Raw genomic sequence first — 22695 nt, 5'->3', positions numbered from 1 at the left:
GGAGAATAAAATGTCAGGCTATGAAATCAATTTTGATGGCTTAGTGGGTCCAACGCACCATTATGCCGGCTTATCATTTGGTAATGTCGCATCGACCAAGAACCGTAATAACGCATCAAATCCTAAGCTGGCTGCAAAACAAGGCTTAAAGAAAATGAAAGCGCTTGCCGACTTGGGACTCAAACAAGGGGTATTCGCCCCACAAGAGCGTCCGCATGTACCAACGCTGCGCCGTTTGGGTTTTACCGGCAGTGATATTGATGTCATTACCCAAGCGATGCGCACTGCACCAGCCTTATTATCATCGTTGAGTTCTGCTTCTTCGATGTGGACGGCCAACTCGTGTACGGTGTCGCCATCGGCAGACAGTGCTGACAAACGCATGCATTTTACTGCGGCAAACTTAAATAATAAGTTCCATCGATCAATTGAGCATCATACGACCACGCGTATTCTTCAAGCGATGTTCAATAATGATGTATATTTCGCGCATCATGAAGCACTGCCTGAAGCCGCTTTGTTTGGTGATGAAGGGGCAGCCAATCATAATCGCCTTGGTGGTGGATATGATCAGGCGGGCGTACAGGTTTTTGTTTATGGTCAGCAACAACTGGGTGGAACGGTTGCACCACAGAAATTCCCTGCGCGTCAAACTCGTGAGGCAAGTGAGGCAATTGCTCGTTTACATCGTTTAGATGCGAAACGGACCGTGTTCATTCAACAAAATCCAGATGTGATTGATCAGGGCGTATTCCATAACGATGTCATCGCCGTGAGTAATCAACAGGTCTTGTTCCATCATCAGCAAGCCTTTTTAAATCAAGCTGATGCATTGAATGAAATCCGTCAAAAAATGGCGGGGATCGAACAAGATTTTATCTCGATTGAAGTCCCTGACAATCGCGTCAGCGTTGAAGATGCGGTCTCGACTTATTTGTTCAACAGCCAGATTTTGACTCGTGCAGATGGCGGCATGAGCATTGTGGTACCAGAGGAATCACGTCACAACAAGGCGGTATGGAGTTACTTGAATGATATGATTCAAATGGGTACGCCAATTGATGATATCAAGGTGTTTGATCTACGTGAAAGTATGCGTAATGGTGGTGGACCTGCATGTTTGAGATTGCGTGTTGCAGTGAATGAAGCGGAACTGAATGCGGTGAATCCAAACTTGTTTATGAATGATGCATTGTTCAAAACACTGAATCAGTGGGTCGATCAGCACTACCGTGATGAGTTAACACAAGACGATTTGGCCGATCCAAGTTTATTGATCGAGAGCCGTACAGCACTAGATGAGTTAACTAAAATTTTAGCTTTAGGTTCGGTTTATCACTTCCAACGATAAACAGTAAACAACGGCTTTTAAGGATGAAAGTACATGGTTGATCTATTAACGTTGACTTTAGAACAACGAGTCCCTGTGCAAATGCAAGGGGAAACAGCTGGATTTACATGGCAATGGCTAGGTGAAGGGCTATTGCAATGCACTCCAAAAACAGCCTATAGAAAAACCATGCTGCTTTCTGCAGGTATTCATGGCAATGAAACCGCACCCATCGAATTGTTGGCAAATATCATCAATGATTTATTTGCAGAACGTTTAGCTTTGGCAGTACGGGTACTTTTTGTATTCGGTAACCCTGAGGCCATTCGTCACGGTGTCCGTTATCTTGAAAATGATATGAACCGCATGTTCTGTGGTGCGTATCAGCAATTAGCCCAAGATCAGGAAACGGAACGGGCTGCTCACTTAGAGCAAGTGACAGCACAGTTCTTTGCCGATAGTGAAGTAGATGCACAGCGTTATCACTACGATCTACATACTGCCATTCGTGCATCACGATTACCTGTGTTTGCCTTATTCCCTTATCAAACACAGCCTTATGATGACTTTCTCATCCAAAGTTTAAAGGCTGCAGATTTGGATGCTTTGGTCTATCACAATGCAGTTGGGAAAACCTTTACCCACTTTACTGCTGAAAAGTTTAATGCCGCGAGTAGTACTTTGGAGTTAGGCAAGGCTAAGCCATTTGGTGAAAATGATTTAGCTGAATTTGCCAGTACCGACCAGATGCTACGTGCAGTCCTTACAGATCAAGCATTGCCGATCAGACAGAAATCTGACATTCGACAGTTTAAGGTGGTGGATTCAGTATTAAAACAAAGTGAAGATTTTCAACTCAAATTGAGTGCTGACGCACCAAACTTTTCTACTTTTCAGAAAGGCGAGTTGATTGCAACACAACAGGCTGGGGATTATGTCGTGCATGATCAGCAAGTCTGGATTTTATTTCCAAACCCTAAGGTAAAAACAGGGCTTCGGGCTGGACTGATTTTAAAAGAAATTGAATAAACAGTCGCCGTTTTAACAGTTGAACTGTCGGCAAGGAATAGTTGAAATGGAGTTTGAATATGGATGTTCAATAGAACAAAGCGTGTCAAAGAATATCGTTTAGATATTCGTTTTTATGAAAGTGAAACAGCAAGGACAGGTTGTCATAAGAATACAGTTGGAGTGACCGTGTATGAGTAACAATAACGAAAAGACATTTCCCTCAGGCCAAGCCCTGAGTGGACAATATGTACCGCAGCAGGATGTTGCCAGTTTATCGGAAACTTCGAGCGCAGAGATTGAAGTGGGTAAACCATTGAAACGTGCCATGACCAAACGTCATCTGGTCATGATTTCTTTAGGTGGTGCAATTGGAACAGGGTTGTTTTTGGGCTCTGGTGATGTCATTTCTCAGGCTGGTCCAGTCGGTGCGATTCTCTCTTACCTACTGGGTGGTGTAATTGCATACATGGTGATGTTGTGTTTAGGTGAACTCGCTGTACAAATGCCAGTTTCAGGTTCTTTTGGTGAATATGCCAGAACCTATATTGGCCCAGGCACAGGCTATATGATCACGTGGTTGTATTGGCTGACGTGGACTGCAACCTTAGGAACTGAATTTACCGCTGCGGCTTTACTGATGCAAGAATGGTTTCCGTCTATTTCCATGTGGACGTGGACCTTATTATTTGCAGGACTGGTGTTTAGCTTAAATGTCAGTTCGACACGGCTATTTGCTGAGTCAGAGTTCTGGCTGTCTTTGGTTAAAGTCCTGACCATTATCTGTTTTATTGGATTGGGTTTAGCCGCTATCTTTGGCTTTATTTCTTATCATGGGCATGAGTCGGCACCGTTGTTCAGTAAGTTGACGGAACATGGCTGGTTTCCAAATGGTATTTTCCCAATTTTTGCGACCATGTTGATCGTGAACTTTGCATTCTCTGGTACAGAGTTGATTGGTGTCGCGGCAGGTGAAGCAGAAGAACCTGCGAAAACAGTACCTAAAGCCATCAATGCCGCGATCTGGCGTTTGTTGATTTTCTTTGTGGGTACCATTGTGGTGATTTGTGCATTACTGCCTTATGAAATGGCAGGTATAAATGCCAACAGTGTCAGTAATAGCCCATTCGTTACCGTATTTAATTATATTGGTATTCCATATGCGGAAGATATTATCCGTTTTGTGATTATTACGGCACTTTTATCTGCTGCAAACTCAGGTTTATTTGCTGCATCGCGGATGATGTGGTCATTGTCTGCAAAGAATCAGTTGCCGAAGGTGTTTTCAAAATTAACCCGTTCAGGGACGCCAATTATTGCGATTATTGTGACTATGTTTGGCGCGATTCCAGGTTTGCTATCGGAACATTTTGCACCTGAAACGATTTTCAAAAATTTATTGGGTGTTGCCGCTTTTACCATGGTAGTGGTATGGATTTCGATTTGTGTTTCCCAATTTAACTTCCGCAGACAATGGATCAAATCGGGTAAAACAGTCAAAGACTTAAAATTTGCTGCACCATTATTCCCACTCACCCCGATTTTAGGTGGTGTATTCTGTGTGATCACCTGTATTAGTATGGTGACCGATCCATCGATGCAAGTGGGCTTCGTCTGTTGTGTCCTGTTTATTATCGCATGCTATGCGAGCTACAATATTTTTTATAAAAATAAAGCCGTTTAAGTAAAACTTTTATTTAAAATAAGTATATAGACGAATAGGTTGTAGGCGTGATCTGCAACCTATTCGTCTTTTTTATGTATGATAATAGGGCTGCTGTACGCTCGGTGATAGACTACCCGTACCTGAGCTTTGTTCTTTCTGATAAAGATTAAATAAGCCATCAATTGATATGATTAAGAATGCTTTTAGATGATGATTTGTTTACATATTGTGTAAGAAATACAGTCCGTGGTTGTGATTGCAAAAATAAAAGGTATAAATGGGTTAAGTCGATTTCTTAAACAACAAAGAATCTGTGTGATGAGTTTGACTTTATGGCGAATAAAAATAATCCATCCGTAGTGATTGGTCAGCAAGTCAGACTAACTGAACTGGCGGGTTGTGAAGAATGCGATGCAATATATCGCAGGGTTGAGCTTGCATCGGGTGAACGGGCATATTGCACCTGTTGTAGTGCGGAGTTATATCGTCGAAGTCGATCTTTTTCTTCTTTGCTTGCCTTGGTCATTACCGCTTTGATTGTTTTTGTGATTGCCAATAGTTTTCCCATCGTCATTGTTGAGCTACAGGGCAATACCTCTCAGACCACTTTAATCGGTGCTGCATGGACCATGTTTCATATTGACCGTGCCTTGGTCGGTGTTTTAATTCTGATTACAACATTTATTGTGCCTTTGGTTGAGCTGTTATTGCTGAGCTATGTGCTTTTTTTTATTAGTGTGTTGAAGGTCAGGCCTCAATTTTTGACTTTGGCACTGAGAGCCTTATTTCTGTTTCGGACATGGGGCATGGTTGAGGTTTTTTTAATTGGTGTACTTGTAACCTTGGTCAAACTTGTGGGCATGGTCACCGTTATTCCTGGTGTTGCACTTTGGGCATTTACGTTATTGAGCGTGCTTTTGGTCTATATTGCTTCGGTCAAGATTAAAGATATCTGGGATGAAGTTGATCGGAGTCTTGGATGAAGCAAAAACACGACCATGACACCGAGATTGGTTCAATTGTAGAACACCTTTCCGATGTTGATTTACAGATCAAAAACTATGTCAGGGCAAAACAGGTTGGGCTCATTCAATGTCATTGCTGTGGATTACTGAATGCTGTAGCAAGTCACGCAGATCAGCACAATCATGCTCAATGTTCAAGATGTAAAAGTACCTTGCACTCACGCAAACCACAAAGTTTAAACCGTACTTTTGCTTTGGTGGTCGCTGCAGCAATTTTATATATACCAGCCAATGTACTACCCATGACGGTAACAGATTCTTTGTTGGGGCGTCAGCAAGATACCATTATCAGTGGTGTGATCTATTTCTGGCAAAATAGTGATTATCTGGTGTCTGTGGTTATTTTTATGGCCAGTATTTTTATCCCAATCTTAAAATTATTGATTCTGATTTTTTTATTAATTTCAGTCTATATGCAGTCATCTTCAAGATGGCATTTTACCCCTGAACAATGTGCGCTGATGTATCGCATTGTTGAATTTATTGGGCGTTGGTCGATGATTGATGTCTTTGTGGTTGCATTGCTGACTGCATTGATTCAAATTCAGTCATTGGCCACTATTTTGGCAGGGCCTGGCGCAGTTGCTTTTGGTGCTGTAGTGGTGTTGACCATGTTTGCTTCACTCAGTTTTGATCCAAGAATTATTTGGGACAATTATTTCAAGGCGCGTCACGCGAATGCGCAACAATCAAATCATTTGAAAGGAACGGCAATTCATCAATTAAAAAGTTAAGATTGACGATGAGCCTTATTTTTGACCTATAAAAGAAAGATCACTATGTCAGAAAATACCCCGAATAGCCAAGATTCTGAAGAAAACACTACGGTGTTAACGCAGAACGATGCAATCTTTGACGAACCTGAAAAAAAGAAGGGACGTTGGAGACCTGCACTCATTTGGCTGGTTCCATTTGTTGCGCTTTTAATCGCACTTTCGCTTGCAGCAAAAGCCGTTTTGGATACAGGCCCAACCATTGAAGTGTCTTTCCGAACAGCAGAAGGCTTGGTTGCAGGGAAAACCACGGTACGCTATAAGCAGGTCGATATTGGTTTAGTGCGACAAATTGATCTTTCGGATGATCGTTCGCATGTCATTGCCAAAATCGAATTACGCAAAGATGCCAGTAATTTTGCTGCTAAAGATTCGCGTTTTTGGGTGGTGAGACCTCGAGTGGGAACTGGAGGTATTTCGGGTATTGATACCTTACTCTCAGGCGCATACATTGAAGTCGATGGAGGGAAGGCTGAACAGAAGCAAGAGAATTTTATTGGGCTCGAAGTTCCACCTGTAGTGTCATCGGATATACCAGGTAAGGTGTTTTTCTTAAAAGCACAGGACTTGGGATCACTTGATGTTGGCGTGCCGATTTACTATCGCAGAATTAATGTCGGGCAGATTACAGCATATAAATTGGCAGCTGATGGTAAAAGTGTTGAACTACAAACCTTTATTCAATCTCCTTACGATAAGTTCGTAACCACAGATGCACGTTTTTGGCAGGCCAGTGGGGTCGATGTGACTTTAAATGCATCCGGATTTAATCTGGATACGCAATCGCTTGCCAGTATTATTGCGGGTGGTATTGCCTTTGGTTATCCGGAAAATTCTGCTGGGGCTATCGCACCAAACAATAGTTATTTTACTTTATCAGATTCTCGCAAAGAGGCCATGAAAGAGCCTGATGGTAAGCCGCGTCCAATTATTATGTACTTTGATCATTCACTTCGTGGTTTAACAGCGGGTGCACCAATTGACTTTATGGGCATTGAGATTGGTAATGTCAAAGCAATCAATGTCGAATTTGATCAGTCTTATACACATTTAAGAATGCGCGTGGATGCAGTGATTTATCCATCGCGTTTAGCGCATGGCAAAGAACTTGATCCAGATGGCGAAATTTTTAAATACTTTATTGAGAGAGGTTGGCGTGCGCAGATGCGGACAGGTAATTTATTAACTGGTCAGAACTATATTGCCTTTGATAAGTTTCCAAAAGCCAAAGCCGCATCTTTAATCACCAGACCAGATGGGCGTGTTGAAGTACCAACCACGGCAACAGAGTTGAGTGGCTTACAAGCGCAAGTTTCACAAATCGCGGATAAAGTAAGTAAGTTCCCACTCGAAGAAATCGGGCAAGATGTTCGTAAGACGCTTAATAATATGAACACCACCATTGAGTCGACTGACAAACTGGTGAAACAGTTAGATGGCAAAGTTGCACCTGGCTTACAAGCGACGCTGAATGATGTGCGTAAAACCATGCAATCGAGTGAATCCATCTTATCCAGTGATGCACCGATGCAGCAGGATGTGCGTAAAGCATTGCAGCAAATGACTCGAGCTGCGGCATCTTTACAATTAATGGCTGATTATATTGAACAGCATCCTGAATCATTGATTCGGGGTAAAAAAGCAGAGGCAAACAAATGATAAGAACAATCATCGCTAAACATTCATCTGCTGTAGCAGGAGTGCTCAGTGGCGTGAGCATCTTATCTGCTGCGGTGTTGCTCACAGCTTGTTCGGGTTCACCCACACCGAATTATTACACCTTGGCAAGCAAAGTTTCTCCATTGCCAAGTTCAAAAGTCAAGGTCATTGAAGTATTGCCTGTTGGATTACCAGATCGTATCAATCGTGCGCCTATCGTGATACAGGATGCAGCAGGTAAATCTAAAATCATGGAAAACGAGCGTTGGACGTCCACGCTTGGAGCTGAATTAAGAGACAATCTGTCTGCTGGCCTACAGCAAAAGCTTGGTGCGGTTGATCGTTATAACAGCGGTATGGTAGGTGGCAAGGTGTCTTATCGTGTTGCAACTGATTTTTCACATTTTGATATCATTAATACATCTGATATCGCGAACAAAAATGTTGAAGTTTCGGTTGCGTGGATCATTAAGCGTAATGATCCGAATATCACCTTAGATCAAAACTCAACCCAAAATCAGCAGCTGGCCTGCCGTATGACATTTACTCAGCCAGTATCAGGTAAGAACAATCAGATACAAGACATTGTGAGTGGTGCGAGTAGTTCATTGAGTCGAGTTATTGATGCAATGGCGCTGTCAATTGTGTCCTTAGATGCAAAAACCTCACCTAACATAAATGGGGTAATTTGTTCATAATTTGAATAAAAAGTGGTCAGATTGATCACTTTTGTTCTGTTCAGGTTTTATTGTTTATTCAGACATCACGCTTTAATGTTGTTTTAAGTTGCTCTCTTTAATTTACCTGCTAATACGAACACCTCATTTCGTCTTTAGCCAAATCAGAACATTAAAGAGAGCATAAAAATGAATCAATGTGTGATGAGCGCAAAAAATATTATTCGTGGTAAGCACCACCCAGAATTTTTACAGCATGAAGTCCTTGCTGATATTTTTATTCAGACGGCACAGACATTTCCAGAAAAAATTGCCTTGATCGAAGCTGAACGAACGTTGAGCTATGGCGAGTTATATCAACAAGCTTTGGTCATGGCGCAGCATTTGACCCTTAAGGGGGTAAAAGCTGGCGATATCATTGGCTTATGGCTGCCGCGTGGTATTGAGTTATTAAAATCTCAGTTAGCGATTTGTCTGAGTGGAGCAGCTTGGTTACCGTTTGATATGGATACGCCCGCAGACCGAATCACCGTCTGTCTTGAAGATGCTGCGGCAGTGGGGATGATTACCAGTGATGAATGGTATGAACAACTACAAGACGTCCCACAGACCAAATGGACCAATACTGAATTGCAGCGACCACTGCATGAGACTGTGGAATTAGCCAAAACCTCACCTGAACAGCCTGCCTATATTATTTATACCTCGGGTTCGACAGGAAAGCCGAAAGGGATTGTGATCACGCAGAAAAATATTTGTCATTTCTTGCGCAGTGAAAACAGTATTTTAGGGATTCAAGAGCAGGATAAGGTCTATCAAGGTTTCTCGGTTGCTTTTGATATGTCCTTTGAAGAAATCTGGTTGTCTTACCTCGTCGGTGCAAGCTTGTGGATTGCACCAAAATCCTTAGTCAGTGATCCAGAGCGACTCTGCCAAACATTGAAACAGCAACAGATTACCGTATTACATGCTGTGCCGACTTTACTGGCTTTATTTCCTGAAGACGTTCCGAACTTGCGTATCATCAATCTGGGTGGGGAAATGTGCCCTGATTCATTGGTGGAACGTTGGGCTTTACCACACCATCAAATGTTTAATACCTATGGTCCGACTGAAACCACGGTATCGGCTAGTTTAGAATTATTACAGCAAGGAAAACCCGTCACCATTGGTAAGCCATTGCCCAACTATGGCATGTTGGTGATTAATGCAGAGCGAGAGCTATTAGCTCAAGGCGAAACGGGGGAGCTGTGTATTTTTGGTCCGAGTGTCGCACAAGGTTATTTAGGTCGAGCTGATTTAACTGCAGACAAATTTATTGAGAATCCTTGGGCAAATAATGAGGATGAAATCAGCTTGTATCGCACAGGAGACCTCGCCAAAATTGATGAGTTCGGTCAGGTACATTGTTTAGGTCGTGCCGATGATCAAATCAAAATTCGTGGTTTCCGTGTCGAACTCGGTGAAATTGAAGCAGCGCTATGTGATCTGGATGGAATTGGAACGGCAGCAGTTATTCTAAGAGCAGAAGATGGTATTGATCAGCTGATTGCTTTTATTGCACCTGAGTTGGAGGCAAAACAAGCGATTGAAATTAAGCAGCTCAGATACCAGCTTAGTCAGCGGTTACCGCCGTATATGGTGCCAAATCGCTTTGAAATTATTGAAGAAGTGCCACGACTATTATCTGGGAAAATTGATCGTAAGGCTTTGAAAGCTCGCCCATTAACCAGTGTGATTGATCGGAGTGAATCAGACCAGCCACAGAATGAAGCTGAAGAGATTTTATTTGAGATTCTAGGTCGTTTATTTCCGAATATCCCAATCAAGTTAGACTCAGATTTCTTTGATGATCTTGGAGGCCATTCCTTACTTGCCGCAGTACTGATCTCAAATTTACGTGAACACCCTCAATATAGCCATCTGACTATTCAAAGCTTATATCAGGCAAGAAAAGTTGGGGCGATTGCAGCTTTAATGTTAGAACAGCCTGAACCTTCCTCATTTGATCGTCAAATTGGACAAGACAATCCGCGTAATCAAAGCTATAAATGGCTGTGTGGAATTGCACAGGCAGGGACAATTCCTGTATTGATCTCGATCAATATTCTGCAATGGTTGGCACCATTCTTTACTTATCACTATTTCACAGGCGGCACACGAGACAGTATTCCTTATGCGATCGCATTGTCTTTACTGGTGTATATCAGTGTGATTATTGCCAGTTTTGTAGTTTCAATTACAGTAAAACGTTTACTGATGTTAGGGGTTGGTGCAGGTCGTTATCCATTATGGGGAATGACTTATTTCCGTTGGTGGTTAGCGGATCGGATCACCAGTATTTCACCTGTATATCTTTTATCTGGTTCAACCTTACTGAATTTATATCTCAAAGCACTTGGGGCAAAAATTGGGCATGATGTCACGATTAGTTCCGTGCATATCCGTATGCCATCTTTGTTAGAGATTGAAGATGGGGTCAGTATTGGTTCCAATGTAAATCTGGAAAATGCCAAGGTGGAACACGGACACCTCGTATTGGGTTCAATCCAACTCAAACAAGACAGCTATGTGGGATCTTATGCAGTATTGGAAGAAAATACCGTGTTAGAACCGCAAGCGCATGTCAATGCTTTAACCTCAATTGAATATGGCACGACGGTACCCACAGCTGAAATTTGGGACGGAACACCAGCGAAAAAAATAGGCCATATTGATGAGTTGGAATCATTGGCAGCACGTCCAAAATTATCCTTAGTACGAAAATTTTCTGAATATGGCTATTACAGTGTCAGTGCTTTAATCATTGCGTGTTTGTTCTTTATTCCGATTTTTCCAAGCTTTTTATTGGTCGATTGGTTAGATGTGAATGTGTTTAATATTGATCCGAATAATCATGTTCAAACCGCACTGTATTATTTCATTCTTGCGATTCCTGCCAGTGCAATGATGATGGTGATCACTGCATTAATTTCATCCGCTATACGTAAAGTAGTGTTGCCGCGTTTAGAGACAGGCACTTATGCGGTACATGGTGGTACTTATTATCGTAAATGGTTCGCAGCTCAGATTTTAGAGACAAGTTTACAGACTTTACATGGTTTGTTCGCCACCATATATGCTCCAACATGGTTTCGTATGTTGGGCGCAAAGGTAGGTAAAAATACAGAAATTTCTACCGCTACAGGTGTGATTCCTGAAATGCTGACCCTAGGTGAAGAAAGCTTTATTGCAGATGCGGTGATGTTGGGTGATGAAGAAATTAAAGGTGGCTGGATGTCGTTGAAATCCACTCAAATTGGCAATCGTAGTTTTGTTGGGAATAGTGCTTATATCGCGGATGGTACGGTATTACCGGATAATGTTTTGATTGGTGTGCAATCGAAAACACCGGAGAACCGAGAAATGTATTCAGGTCAGACATGGTTTGGTTCGCCACCTTTACTGTTGCCAGCGCGTGAAGCAGCAGCGCAATATCCAGATCATCTAACCTTTAAACCAAGTATGAAACGCCGTTTCATGCGTGCTTTGATTGAGGGTTTACGTATTGTATTGCCAACGGCTTTGGCAATTGGTGTAGGCTATATGATTGTTTTAGAAGTGATTGATGTGATTAATCATTATAGTATTGCTACGGGATTGTTGGCTTTAACTTTAGCAGGACTGCTATATGGAGTCGGTTGTTTTGTCATCGTGACCGTATTGAAATGGACTTTCATTGGACGTTATCAACCACGTTCGGCACCGATGTGGACCATGTTCGTTTGGCTTAGTGAAGGGATTACCAGTCTCTATGAATCTGTTGCGATTCCGAACTTCTTGAATTATTTAAGAGGGACACCAATGTTGCCTTTCTTCTTACGTCTTTTAGGTGTTGGGATTGGTAAGGATGTATATCTAGATACCGCCGATATCACTGAATTTGACTGTGTGAAGATTGGTGACCGTGCAGAATTTAACAGCTTCTCTGGGCCACAAACGCATTTATTTGAAGACCGCATCATGAAAATAGGTCAAGTCAATATTGGCAATGATGTGGTGGTGAATTCGCGTAGTATCATTTTATACAATGCCAATGTGGCTGATCATGCGGTATTAGGTCCACTGACATTGGTAATGAAAGGAGAGAATATTCCTGCAAAATCAGCATGGATTGGCTCACCTGCAGTACCTTGGAAACATAGCTAATCATTTATAAGTGATCACTAAAAGGGATAAGAAAATAATTTTTCTTGTCCCTTTTCTATATGTGCAGTGAAGAGGATTGAAGAAAGATTTAATGTGCTGTTGAAGCTGGTTTAGATTTAAAAAACACTAAACAAACAAGGATAAAAGCCAATAACACAAAAGAAGCACCGAATCGGCTTAAATCCAGCCCACCGTGATCAAGAGGTTTATCTAAAAAGTCACCTAAGACCGCACCGAGAGGTCTGGTTAAAACAAAAGCTGACCAGAATAAAAATGTTCTAGAGATCTTGGTCCAATAATATAAGATAATCAAGATAAGCAGTAATGAACCAAAGATCAGGGCAGCCCCTGTATAACCTAGTCCTTGGGTATCTGCTGTCCAGTCACCAAGCGCTGTTCCTAGGGTTTGAGAGAACATAATGGTGACCCAGTAAAAGGCTTCGGTCTTTGCGGACTGGACACTGTTCACCGCAATGTTGCCACAGCTCCAATACCAGATCGCAAGCGAGCTAAGCAGTAGGGTGAGTAAAATAATACTCCCTCCGAGATAACCTATGCCTAGAGAGCGATCGACATAATCAGCAATGGTGGTTCCCAGTGTTGTGGTTGAGATAATGGTTGCCCAATATAAAAAGGGTTTGTACTCTTTGGCTTTCATTTGCAGTGAAACAAAGCCAATAAAAATAATAGAAAAAATACATGTACTTAATATATAGCCCAGATTGAGCGACATTGATAAAGCATCACCAGCCGTTTCACCGAGTGTTGTTGCTGCAATTTTTATAATCCAGAACAGCAAAGTCACTTCAGGCACTTTGCTTAATACTTCTGGTAGCCTATTTTTGTTATCCATAATTCACTCCAATTGAAGGGTAGATCAAATTTAGGATTTTTTTATTAATAGCGACTTAAAACTAAATTGTAATTTTGTTTGGTTTTTAAGCGTATTTAATTTTATTTTAAGTTGATATTTTTATATTTGCATCGTCAAACCATCATGGAACGATTGACGATGTCAATTGAAACTATCGATATCAGCTTATTTAATTGGATTAACTCGGCCGCAACTCAAAATCCTATTTTAGATAAAGCTGCATTATTCGCTTCACATAATTTAATTGCAGTATTATTTGTATTTTTAATTGCTTCATTGTTTTTTAAGGATAAAAAATACCGAGTACAGTTTATCAAGATGCTCATCACCATTGTCGTTTCTTTATTGGTCACGCAATTCATTCATGCAATCTATTACCATCCACGGCCGTTTGACCTTGGAATCGGACACATCCTGACAGGGCATGGCTCATCTTCTTCATTTCCTAGCCAACATACCTTGACTGTGGCAACGATTGCTTTTTCTTACTTAGTTTCTGGCTATCGAAAAATAGGAAGTGCAGCTTTGCTATTGGCTTTAATCGTAGGTTGGTCAAGGATTTATATAGGTGTTCATTTTCCTTTTGATGTATTAGGCTCATTTATTATTGCTTTTATATTAGTGTTGGGGATGAGTGTAATATTTAAGGAATTTATTTTTAAAGTTAAAAAAACAATTCCCATCTCTGTTGTTGATTAAGATAATTTTAATTTTAGTATGATTTATATTTTATTGAAATATTTTAATTCGATATTAAAATAAAGCCTATCTATTTATAAAGATAGGCTTTATTTATTTTTTTACTGTACTTTAGATTTGTTTTAAGACTCATCTGCTCTTGCTGTTAACTGTCCTTCAGCAGTTAGTTGTTCAGCCATTTCCTTGGTTTTTCTTAAACCAGGCATACGGTATTCGGTATGACCATAATCTTTAATCGATTTCCAACGACCACCCCAAGTCAAACCAACTGATTCAGCAACTTGGCCATATAACTCATAACCACGCATAGCCCAAGGGTCACGTTCAGTAATCACGACTTTACCATTGCGCTTAAAGGCTACATCCGCTGCTAAACCGAATTGGTGATAGCTTTGGTAACCTTTGGCTCGGGTTGTATTTGGGTTACCAGCTAACATATTCTGACGACTTGGGCTGCGATAACCCTCAAGTAGAACCAGCTCATAACCATGTTGTTCTTTCATGATTTTAAACACCATGAGCAGGCGTTGCTTATAGCGTGGATTGATTTTGTCCCATTTACGATCCACAAGTGACGAATCCAAGCTGCCATGCGAATGCGTAATTGGAATCTCAATTTGAGAAGCGTCAATGCTTGGATCTGTCGGGTGCTGAGCTTGATACGCTTGTTCTAAACGAGTTGCTTCTACAATTGCATCTTGGATCAGTGTATCGTCAACATCGGGTGGTGGACTGAGCATTTCACCATTGAGTAAACTATATATCTGCGGGTCTGTCTCTTTCAAATACTCAGCTTCAATTCGTGTGGAATTGATTGGGCGGGTAAACGCAAAAATCATAATACTGGCAAATAAAAAGAAGCCTGCGATTAAAATCCACCATTGCTGTAGGTGCCAATGAGATTGCAATTTTTCTGGCGAAGCTGCTTGATGCATGTTCTCTGCGAACTGCATGGCATTGACAATTTTCTTTTTTCCGCTTGGGAGCAGGGATTGCAATAGTTGTTTGGATTTATGACGTAACTCATAAGACATGAGCAACGTCAATCCAATCGCAACTGCAGCGAAGCAGAAGAAGATAAGCCAAATCATTTTTTATTTGAGGTCATTTACGGCAAAAGGTTTTTGGGTCACTTTTATCTGTACAGTTGCTTCAGGTGCTTCGACTTCAGCTTCAGGCTCTTTTGTTGGAGCGGCTTTAGCTGGTTGAGGGGATGTTGGCTTCACGGTTTTATTTATTACCGCTGGAACTGGTTCATTTTTCCCTTGTGGTGATTTGACAGGGGCTACCTTTTGCGGTGTTTTGGCATTTGGCTCATTGGCAAAAGGGGAAACCTGCTGCCCACTCGGAGCAGGTGCTGCTGGTGGTGTCCGTTGGAAGAATTTGCTTAAATCATTACTTCCTGGTTGAGCAATGTTATTCTCTTCAACGGGTTCTGTTGTTTCGTGCTGAATAGTCGCAACTTCATCGGTATTTTGAGCTGTCGCTTTTGCATTTGGCAGAACGGTTGGATTTTCTTCTATCGCTTGTTGCTGCTGTGGCATTGCTGTATCGGCAGAATTTGAACCCATAACAAATACAAAGAAAATCAGAGAGGTAAAAATTACCCCTGAAATAAATCCAATCAGTATATAAATTACAGGCGATAAGGTTTTTTTCTTATTGGTCTGTAATATGCGTAAAGAAGTTGCTCTTTCCTGAGTCATACGTTATCAACTAAGGCAAATGAATGGTGATATGTGCTTCTTCCGCTGGTGCAGAAATCACATTTTGATAAGGGTTTAAAGCAGCTTGATTTTGTTTTGACAGCATGAACTTTAGGCCCGCAAAAGTGAGTGCTGCAAACATGAGCAAGAAGATCAGAATCCAGAAAAAAGGTAACTCATGGTGAATGATATGTTTAATCTGGTCAGGGATCGCTGCGAATGGTGAGAAGGCCGCTTTTTTACCTTTGAGATAATCAATCTCATCGCCTACACGAGCGACAAGATGGTTTAAGCTCTCAACTGATTCCAGTCGATACTTGCCTTGAAAACCAAGCAATAAACAGTAATGGAATACTTCAAGTGAAGCTAAGCGCTCTTTGCCACGACTACGGAGTTGTTCCAATATTTCAAAAAAACGATAGCCTGCCAGTTGTGAACCAAATAAGCTCAATTGCAGTGGGCTAATCAGCCAAGTATTTTGCAAGTTAAAGTAAGCAGGATCTTGTTGTGTCGCAATCGTTTCATCAATCAGTGCACAAAATGCATATTTCGAATCATGAATATCATCGGCAGAAAATTGCAATCGTTTGGCTTGTTGCTCAAAACGATTTAATAGATCCAGAATTTTTTCACGGAAATCATTCGGGTTGGCAGGAATGTAACGATTACGAATTAAGAAAACCAGATAAAACCCATCATGTAATAGGTCAATCAAATTGGTGACTTGCGCTTTATTCTGTGGTTGCTCAGACGTAGGGAGACCTGAACCGATTTTTCCATCATCAAATAAAGAAGGGATGCCTGTTGGTTGAGTCATTGTTGTTCTCTTAACTATTCATTACAGCAATCAGTTCAATACTAATATCTTGGAACCCAGCAGGCACATAGATACAGATGGATTCTGACTCAAGCATACGTTGATAAAGTTCGTGGTGCGGTTCAATCTCAAAATAGCTCACACCTGAACGGACTGGAATGGCTGTCGGCACTTGCATTAAATGATGGAGTGGAACAGCTGGAAGTGCTGCAATTACACGTTGTTCGACGTCAATGGTACTACCGACTTTAAAGCGCAATGGAACGATTTGGATCAATTCATGGGTTTGCATCATGCTGCTTGAAACAGCGACATAAAGACGTGTATCACGGGTAATTTTGTCGGACTCGAGACTACCTACCCAATAAGACGGTCGAATTTCTTTCAAGGCAATGCTGAAATAGCGACTTGAAATAATGGTATCTAATAAATCTCTTAGAATCAGATCAAGCTGTTGGAAACTGTCTTGTAATTGGTGATGCTTATAGTGTGGCAAATGATCAACATCATACGCAGTGGAGAAGGTCAGTAAAGATCCTGTCAAACGCAATAATTCTGAAAATAAACGCTCAGGGTGAATCAATGGATATTGCAACAGGTGATTCAAGCCTGCATAAGCCGTATTTAAGGCATTGATTAACCAGAACGAAACGATGTCACCCGAACGGAATTCAATGAGTTTCTGTTCATTTTCACGATTGTTGCTTTGAATGGTTTTAATTTTTGCCTTAATAACGTTGAGCGTACGCTTTAAATTATTAATTAAAGATTCCGAAGCCGCGATATGCAAAATAGGGGGAATAAATTTATTGTCTAACTCAAAGTGACCTGAGCTTTGACGCTTAATCTTAGCGACTGGAATATATAAGAAGCCATCTAAATTTTGACTAGGTTGAATATGCTGTTCTAACAATTTGAATTCGGCACGACGACGTAACAAATTCAGTTCAGCAGGGCTAGCATCAGTAAACAGATCATGTGTTTCAGTCAAATAGTTATGATAACGACTAGAAACTGAACGTGTTTCATCGGCAATGTTTTTCTTATTGGCCTGCAAAATTGGCAATGCCAGATAAACCGTCATTTCACCTTGTAGATTAAGGTCATCTAACAACAATGGTTCTGGCAATAAGTCTTGTGCAGGAGCATGATAAATTTCACCATCTTGCCAAATGATTTCGACTTCTTGCAAAGCTAGAATATGAGTAGAAAGTTGAACTTCATCGAACTTTAATTTCTGCACGCCATAGGCATGTGGAATCATTGCTCGAATCGTATGATTCAAGCGTTGCTCATGGTAGGTGTCTTGAATCTGGAAATGCTGAGGACGTAAAAATAAGCCTTCACCCCAAAGAATCTTTTCTGCTTTAAACATATTTATTTACCAACAATTATTCGTATTCATTCTTTGGCTGAACACCAAGGGTGTCCTGTAGCATTTGTAAAGGATGTTCATCCTTAATCACTTGGGTTAACCATTCATGCAACGGCATTTGACTCCACTTGATGGTTTTTTGCAGCATATAGCTGACAGGACTATGCGGCTCATTCTTCTGAAAATAAGTGGCAATTTCTTGCAGTACACGCATGGCCTGTTCACGATTTTCGACATGCGATTGAACTTGTGGCTGGAAAGACAGCTGGTTTTGTGGAGCAGAAGATTGTGTTGTCACGGGTTGTACCATCGGCGTTGTCGATGTTTCGATTTCTGTAATGACAGTTTGAGCCGGCTGCTCAAACAAATCGGTCTTATAAATCTTTTTCAGCGTGATATGAATGGTGTCTAAGCTTGAATCGATCGCAGCAAAACTAGGTGAGTCTAAACCAAGCAGGCCATCTAAAACCTGTTTCAATGTTGCCCATTGTTGTAGGATCTCATTAAAACTTTGATAGTTTTGACGCTGAAAATTTTTATCTGTATTTGATAAGGCTTGTTCGAATTGCTCTAATTCTGTCGAACCACTTGAGCCCTCATAATCATCGCTTTGTTTACGACGGATATTCTCGTGATAAAGAAAGTTGTCGTAGTCGAGCAAATGATAATAAGGTGCATGATTGATCAAAGAGACTTTTTTGATCAATAGCGGCAGTTGGTTAATTAAGCCCTGTAATAAGCCAATACGTTGATCTAGATCCTCATCTTCAACTTCAGGGTGTAGCGTTAACCAATATTGTTCTAATAAGCGATGGCTAAGCTCGAGACTTTTGGAAATTCCTTCAAAACCATAAAGGTTTGCCCAAGCTTCTGAGAGCCAAGTGAGTAAACGGATATCTTTACTTTTCGATTGGAGTAAATCTATAGATGTCATTGAGACAAAGTCCCAATCGGCCTGCTTAGGTTCAGTGACCCAGTCACCTTGATCAAGCAGTACATCATCTTGGGTCTTTGCTTTTTTAATCGCATGAAACTCATTTGAAAATGAGTAATCCTCACCACAAGGTGACTGCTCATTAATTGGCGTTAGTAAAGATAAAATATCCATATGCATCACAAATTTGGCTCAATCTTAAAATTTACACTTCAGCTTTGGTTTTTTTAGTTGAACGTTTCTTGGTTACTTTCTCAACTGGATCTAACTGATAGGTAATTTCATCATCTTTAGTATCAATCACAATGAGTTTCGGTAACTTATGTTCCGCGAGAGCCACTAAAATTTCAGTTGCTAAGGCTGGAAGGACAGTCGAGTTGAGGATGTTGTCCACATTTCGTGCGCCGCTATCCACTTCGGTACAACGGCTTAACAATAATTCGATTAAATCATCAGAATATTGAACCTGAGTTGCATATTGCTTCTCAATACGAGCCACGATTTTCCCAAGCTTATGCTTGATGATACGAACCAGAAGTTCATCATGCAGCGGGAAATAAGGCACGATACGCATACGACCAATAAATGCAGGTTTAAATTGTTTATATAAACTTGGTTTTAAGTGTTCAATTAAATCTTCGGCATGCGGCCATTCTTCTACAGGTTGATTTAAGCATGCCTGCATAATTGCGCTCGAGCCTGTATTTGAGGTCAAGATGATCGTAGTATTTTTAAAGTCAATTACACGGCCTTCGCCATCTTCAAGCATGCCTTTATCAAAGACTTGATAGAATAATTCTTGCACATCACTATGCGCTTTTTCGATCTCATCTAATAGCACGACACTATAAGGATTACGACGAACTGCTTCTGTGAGAACACCACCTTGACCATAACCGACATAGCCAGGAGGAGCACCTTTCAATGAAGACACCGTATGCGCTTCCTGATATTCAGACATATTAATGGTAATCAGATGCTGTTCGCCGCCATAAAGTTCGTTGGCCAAGGCAAGGGCCGTTTCAGTTTTACCCACACCACTTGGGCCAATCAGAATAAATACACCTTGTGGTTTATTTGGATCTTCTAACTTGGCTTTTGAGGTTTTAATACCTTGAACCAATTGAGCAAGCGCATAATCTTGCCCCATGACACGTTCGCCGAGTTTATCTTCAAGCGTTAGAATTTGTTTAATTTCATCGTTGACCATATTTCCAACTGGAATACCGGTCCAATCTGAAATAATTTCATTAACGATTTGCGCATTAACACGCTCAAAAACCAAAGGCGTTTGACCCTGTAATTGTGCTAACTCAGCTCTTAAAGAGGCAATCTGTGCTTTATGATCCGTTTCTGTTTGCGCATTAAGCTGTTGGATTTGTTTGACCAACGCAAGTTCTTGTTGCCACTTAATTTCAGTTTCCTGAATTTCTGTTTCTAAGCGAGTGAGTTGTTGATTAAGATCATCTAGACGTTGGTGGTGAATAGGGAACTGTTGGTGTTCATGCGTTAGAATCTGATGTTCTAATTTGAGGTTATGTTGTTGTGCTTTGAATTGATCTAAAATCACAGGCTGTGCATTTTGAGTCAGTGCAACACGGGCAGAAGCAGTATCCAATACACTTACGGCTTTATCTGGAAGTTGACGACCGCTGATGTAACGATGTGAAGCTTGAACGGCTGTAATAATTGCTTGGTCATCAATATGTAAATTGAAGTGATTTTGCATGACTGGGATCATGGCACGTAGCATATCGATTGCCACTTCCTCAGTCGGTTCTTCAATTTTAACCACCTGAAAACGACGGCTAAGTGCTGCATCCTTTTCAAAATATTGTTTATATTCAGCCCAAGTTGTTGCAGCAATGGTTCTTAATTCACCACGAGCCAATGCAGGTTTGAGCAAGTTTGCTGCATCATTTTGTCCAGCCTGACCACCCGCACCAATCATGGTATGTGCTTCATCAATAAATAAGATGATCGGGTGAGCAGAGGCTTGTACCTCTTGAATAACTTGTTTTAAACGGTTTTCAAACTCACCTTTAACGCTTGCACCTGCTTGTAACAGTCCCATGTCTAAACTATGAAGCTGTACATTTTTGAGCGCTTCAGGGACTAAGCCTTGTGCAATTTTTAAAGCTAATCCTTCAACTACAGCAGTTTTACCTACACCAGGCTCGCCCGTCAAAATTGGATTGTTTTGACGACGACGCATCAAAATATCCAGCATGAGTCGGATTTCAAACTCTCGACCAATAACAGGATCGATACCACCATTTTGCGCTTTTTCAGTCAGGTTGATGGTGTATTGATCGAGGGCAGGTGTCTTAGCTGCCGTAATAGTTGATTGTGTATCGGTTGGCTCTACTTCTGAAGTTATTGTGTTTTCTGTTTGAGGCTGTTCGCTGCTTTTCCCGCAAATATCGAGAAACTTATGTTTCATGGTATCGATTGGGAAAAGTTCAAATAAACTTGATGCTCTAAATGCAATTTGTTGTAAATCGGGCGCAGTTAACAAAGCAATCAATAAATGACTACTGCGAATTAAAGGCGTTTGTTCCGCAGAGGCAAGTAACCATGCCTGTTCAAATAATCGAACGATTGATTTTGCAAAGATCGGAGTACGGGTATTTCCCTTAGGTAAAGAGGCAATTGTTTCTTTTAAATCAGCAATTAACGCATCTGGAGAGATATTATTTTTTTTTAATAAAATGTGTAAATCATTGGCTGTATTTTGATTTAATAATTCAACAAATAGATGTTCAATTTCAATCTCATAATTCAATTGGTTAATACAGAAATTTGCAGATTTTTCTAATGCAGTACGAGTAGGAGGTGATAGTTTTGTGATTAAAACCTTTAAGTTACTCATTTATTACTCACAATAATTTTTAAATACCAAGTCCTATTCGCGAAGTTCTAACTTGATATGGTTGTTTTTGCTAGAAATATTTTTTGAATAAAATCAAAAACTTAATATAACTCTACACGAGTATACAGATTATTCTACAACAAAAAATGTCACTTTTAAACAAAAATTGCACGGGATTAAAGTTTTTTTTTACAAGAATGTCTGTCATAGAAATTTAATAATGTTAATAAACGTAACTAGTATTGACTTTATGTGTGTTTTTTTTGTTAAATTCGCGGAAATGATGTAAATGTACAAAAATTGACGAGTAAGAGGGTTTTTTAACAATAATTGTCAGCTCTTCAATTATAAGTTAAATAATACGAGGCATATTTTGAAAAAAGGTATTGTAATATCAATTCTTTGTATAACGGCGAGTTTAATAGGTAATTCAGTTTATGCAGATGATCAACCAATAAAACCGATTAAATTAAAAAGTAAATGCATAAAACAATATCCGTTGGCTGCAAATCAAACGGATCATGCTTTATTAGATATTTATCAGCAGGCTTGCGATAAAGATAATGCCTCACGTCTAAATGATTTATTGGCTCAAGCTGCGATGCGTATGTATGAATTAAAGCAGCCTATGAACGCTTTAAAACTAGCAACGCAATTACAAGAGCAAAACGTACGTGGCGCTACTTTAACTGATGTTACTTTTTTAGCCAGTGTTGAAATTGCCAATGAAGCTTTACAGCATATGCGCTCAAGTGAGATGCGCTATTTGAGTAATGAATTAACGTATCCACCAGCAAAACAACTCAGTGACAGCATTCGTGCCGCTGTACCTGCTCCTGATACTTCAACGACCAAGGCAATTACTGATGAGTCGGTGAAGAGGGAAGTTCGAAATACTTCAACCAATAACACAACTCGACGTACAACAAACAGAAAGGTACGTACAACACAGCCGACTCGTAGTACAGTAAATCAGACAGCTGCACCTGTTAAACGTCAAACGACGGTAGCACCGACAGTTACTAAACAACCAAATACTGTTCAAAAGACAGGTTCGAATCCATTCGATTCGTTGAAATAATAATCAAGGGT

Annotated in this window: 17 protein-coding genes; 10 read left to right on the top strand and 7 right to left on the bottom strand. The window is 40.6% G+C overall.

Going from position 1 to position 22695, the window contains the following annotated elements; all coding sequences use genetic code 11:
- Positions 1-10: 10 nt before the first annotated feature.
- From astB to posA, 8 genes are all read left to right on the top strand, one after another.
- Positions 11-1351, top strand: coding sequence for an N-succinylarginine dihydrolase (gene astB / locus GBI66_RS01005; RefSeq protein WP_151714833.1), 1341 nt, complete (start codon positions 11-13; stop codon positions 1349-1351).
- A gap of 33 nt (positions 1352-1384) precedes the next feature.
- Positions 1385-2359 carry a succinylglutamate desuccinylase gene (gene astE / locus GBI66_RS01000; protein ID WP_151714832.1) on the top strand — a complete coding sequence of 325 codons (975 nt, stop codon included), beginning with the start codon at positions 1385-1387 and terminating at the stop codon, positions 2357-2359.
- A 172-nt stretch (positions 2360-2531) separates the two neighbouring features.
- The gene (locus GBI66_RS00995) at positions 2532-4022 is read left to right on the top strand and encodes an amino acid permease (protein WP_005205135.1); all 1491 of its coding nucleotides are present in this window, start codon (positions 2532-2534) and stop codon (positions 4020-4022) included.
- A gap of 314 nt (positions 4023-4336) precedes the next feature.
- On the top strand, positions 4337-4987 hold the full coding sequence (locus GBI66_RS00990) for a paraquat-inducible protein A (protein ID WP_151714831.1): 651 nt from the start codon (positions 4337-4339) through the stop codon (positions 4985-4987).
- Complete coding sequence (locus GBI66_RS00985) at positions 4984-5763, top strand: paraquat-inducible protein A (protein WP_005190433.1); 780 nt, start codon at positions 4984-4986, stop codon at positions 5761-5763. Before GBI66_RS00990 ends, GBI66_RS00985 begins: the two co-directional genes overlap by 4 nt.
- 45 nt (positions 5764-5808) lie before the next feature.
- Positions 5809-7461, top strand: a complete 1653-nt coding sequence (locus tag GBI66_RS00980) for an MlaD family protein (RefSeq protein WP_151714830.1) — start codon at positions 5809-5811, stop codon at positions 7459-7461.
- Positions 7458-8159: a membrane integrity-associated transporter subunit PqiC gene (locus GBI66_RS00975; RefSeq protein WP_151714829.1), complete on the top strand. Its 702-nt coding sequence runs from the start codon at positions 7458-7460 to the stop codon at positions 8157-8159. The genes GBI66_RS00980 and GBI66_RS00975 overlap by 4 nt, the downstream gene beginning before the upstream one ends.
- A gap of 168 nt (positions 8160-8327) precedes the next feature.
- Entirely contained in the window at positions 8328-12326 is a 3999-nt protein-coding gene (gene posA / locus GBI66_RS00970; RefSeq protein ID WP_151714828.1) for a delta-poly-L-ornithine synthetase PosA, read from the top strand.
- Between the two features lie 88 nt (positions 12327-12414).
- Here posA and GBI66_RS00965 read toward each other — a convergent pair whose 3' ends face one another.
- Positions 12415-13179, bottom strand: a complete 765-nt coding sequence (locus GBI66_RS00965; protein ID WP_005190423.1) for a hypothetical protein — start codon at positions 13177-13179, stop codon at positions 12415-12417.
- A gap of 159 nt (positions 13180-13338) precedes the next feature.
- Here GBI66_RS00965 and GBI66_RS00960 point away from each other — a divergent pair, with 159 nt between their 5' ends.
- Entirely contained in the window at positions 13339-13899 is a 561-nt protein-coding gene (locus GBI66_RS00960) for an undecaprenyl-diphosphatase (protein WP_151714827.1), read from the top strand.
- 122 nt (positions 13900-14021) lie between these two features.
- Here the strand turns inward: GBI66_RS00960 and GBI66_RS00955 are convergent, their stop codons facing one another.
- Genes GBI66_RS00955 through tssH form a run of 6 tightly spaced genes read right to left on the bottom strand, consistent with a single transcriptional unit; the run spans position 14022 to position 21603 of the window.
- Positions 14022-14990, bottom strand: coding sequence for a M15 family metallopeptidase (locus GBI66_RS00955; RefSeq protein ID WP_167515362.1), 969 nt, complete (start codon positions 14988-14990; stop codon positions 14022-14024).
- A 3-nt stretch (positions 14991-14993) separates the two neighbouring features.
- Complete coding sequence (locus tag GBI66_RS00950) at positions 14994-15605, bottom strand: hypothetical protein (RefSeq protein WP_005190416.1); 612 nt, start codon at positions 15603-15605, stop codon at positions 14994-14996.
- 10 nt (positions 15606-15615) lie between these two features.
- A complete protein-coding gene (icmH, locus tag GBI66_RS00945; protein ID WP_005190413.1) occupies positions 15616-16422 on the bottom strand; it encodes a type IVB secretion system protein IcmH/DotU in 807 nt (268 codons plus the stop codon).
- Between the two features lie 10 nt (positions 16423-16432).
- Positions 16433-17797, bottom strand: a complete 1365-nt coding sequence (gene tssK / locus GBI66_RS00940) for a type VI secretion system baseplate subunit TssK (RefSeq protein ID WP_005190409.1) — start codon at positions 17795-17797, stop codon at positions 16433-16435.
- Between the two features lie 16 nt (positions 17798-17813).
- Positions 17814-18911: a type VI secretion system protein TssA gene (gene tssA, locus GBI66_RS00935; RefSeq protein WP_151714826.1), complete on the bottom strand. Its 1098-nt coding sequence runs from the start codon at positions 18909-18911 to the stop codon at positions 17814-17816.
- A 25-nt stretch (positions 18912-18936) separates the two neighbouring features.
- Positions 18937-21603, bottom strand: coding sequence for a type VI secretion system ATPase TssH (gene tssH / locus GBI66_RS00930; RefSeq protein ID WP_151714825.1), 2667 nt, complete (start codon positions 21601-21603; stop codon positions 18937-18939).
- A 373-nt stretch (positions 21604-21976) separates the two neighbouring features.
- On the opposite strand from tssH, the gene GBI66_RS00925 reads away from it, so the two are divergent.
- On the top strand, positions 21977-22684 hold the full coding sequence (locus GBI66_RS00925) for a hypothetical protein (RefSeq protein WP_151714824.1): 708 nt from the start codon (positions 21977-21979) through the stop codon (positions 22682-22684).
- The last annotated feature ends 11 nt before the right edge of the window (positions 22685-22695 follow it).

It is taken from the genome of Acinetobacter sp. TUM15071, assembly GCF_008980925.1.
Lineage (GTDB): Bacteria > Pseudomonadota > Gammaproteobacteria > Pseudomonadales > Moraxellaceae > Acinetobacter > Acinetobacter dispersus.
The sequence above is the reverse complement of the archived record's forward strand: the minus strand, read 5'-3'. Positions and strand labels throughout refer to the sequence as shown.